The sequence below is a fragment of the Devosia psychrophila genome (assembly GCF_000971275.1).
In the GTDB taxonomy this organism is placed as follows: Bacteria; Pseudomonadota; Alphaproteobacteria; order Rhizobiales; family Devosiaceae; genus Devosia; species Devosia psychrophila.
In genome coordinates this window covers 1-1,400 of sequence record NZ_LAPV01000189.1, presented here as the reverse complement: position 1 = coordinate 1,400, position 1,400 = coordinate 1, and the positions used below count along the sequence as shown (strand labels likewise).

Sequence of the window (1,400 nt, the reverse complement as noted above, 5' to 3'; positions counted from 1 at the left end):
CATTAACGACTTCCACAGCCGATAGGGCACCAGACCAGAACCGAACAGTCAGCCCAACAAGGTCTTTTCCCGGTCGAGTCACACCTGGGTCGGGAGGGGCGTCTCGCGATCAAAGATGTTTGAGTGGCTCATGCCGCCCAATCCTTTCTCTGCATGCCATAGGCATTGCTCACGTAGTTCCTTCCGCCGGCGGAAGAGAGGCACGAGTGACTGGTGTCGTCGAAACTCGTGGTCCAACCGATCTTCAACTTGCCATTTGTCGCTTCTCGGGCGGCCACTGTGTAAGCGTCGGTGTAGCTGATGATGATCCTGAGATTGGCGCCGGGGACACGGGGCCAGAGCACACCGCCGGGGCGACTTGCGGTCAGCGAGCCCGACTCTTCGTCGACATGGAAACGCGTGGCCTTGAGCTCGTTGCCATTCTGCAGCAGCGTCACGTCGACCCAGGCAAGGTAGCCGGCTTTAGCCAGCACTTCGATGTCGTGGGCGTAGTCCGCTGTCTTGGAGGCGGTCCAAGCTCCGGTGCTTTCGGCAATCATGATCAGATCGGTCTTGACGCGGCGAACCACGTTTTCGACATCGACTGTGGTGTAGGTGGCCGAAGCCGAGGCGGTCCGGGTCTGGCTCATTTCAATCCTCCACCTTGAAACCCGGTCCGAACAGTTCTTTCCAGACGGCATTGTCGTCCTCGACGGATGCGAAGGTCGCCGTTTCCCAAGCCTCTTGGGCAGCGGCAACGATCTGCACGCGCTCTGCTTCAGAGATACGGCTTGCTACGTTGTTCAAACTGTAGACTGGATCGATGATCACGACGGGATCAGCGAAGACGCCGAGAGGAAGGGTGTTTTCGGGGAAGCTGATGCGATCATTCAGCCCCGATCGCGCGATGTACTGCAGAAAATCGCGGAAGCGCTGCTCGACCGACCCCGCCTTGCCTTCGGTTGCGAGGACATGGGCCGCGATCAGTTCGATGGTGAAGGACTTGAGCGGCTTGAGCTCCGCGTAGTTGCGCCATTTCTTGGCGAGCCTGACCAGCGTTCGAAAGTCACTGTCCTGGTTTTTCCTGTCCCGCACGAACTGAATTTGGCAGGGGGCACAGGTCTGCATCTTCGTGCCGTCGTTAACATCGTACTGCCACCCGTAATTGGGACGGGCCTCATCTTCGATCACTGGCACGATATCGACGCTGAGCCCGGAACCGACGAACTGCACCGTTGCCGCCTTCCGCTGAATCTGGAAGTCGTCGACCGCCTTGGTGGGGTAGATCTTGATCAAGAGTTCGTAGATCGTCTCACTGAGGCTATCGAGAGTTTCCTTGGCCGCGTCGCGGCCCGAAATGTAGAAAACCACATCCACATCGACGGGCTCCAACGCGGTCTTGCGCAAGGACGTATATTTCA

General features: G+C 58.3%; 2 protein-coding genes. Both read right to left on the bottom strand.

Annotation, left to right across the window (positions count from 1 at the left end):
* Positions 1-128 precede the first annotated feature (128 nt).
* The gene (locus WH91_RS19870) at positions 129-629 is read right to left on the bottom strand and encodes an HORMA-1 domain-containing protein (protein ID WP_046172760.1); all 501 of its coding nucleotides are present in this window, start codon (positions 627-629) and stop codon (positions 129-131) included.
* A gap of 1 nt (position 630) precedes the next feature.
* A complete protein-coding gene (locus WH91_RS19865) occupies positions 631-1,386 on the bottom strand; it encodes a CBASS oligonucleotide cyclase (protein ID WP_248305832.1) in 756 nt (251 codons plus the stop codon).
* Positions 1,387-1,400 lie beyond the last annotated feature (14 nt).

What these genes read in the sequence shown, in the direction of transcription:
- WH91_RS19870 (WP_046172760.1), bottom strand. Translation starts at nt 629, where the DNA reads ATGAGCCAGACCCGGACCGCCTCGGCTTCGGCCACCTACACCACAGTC.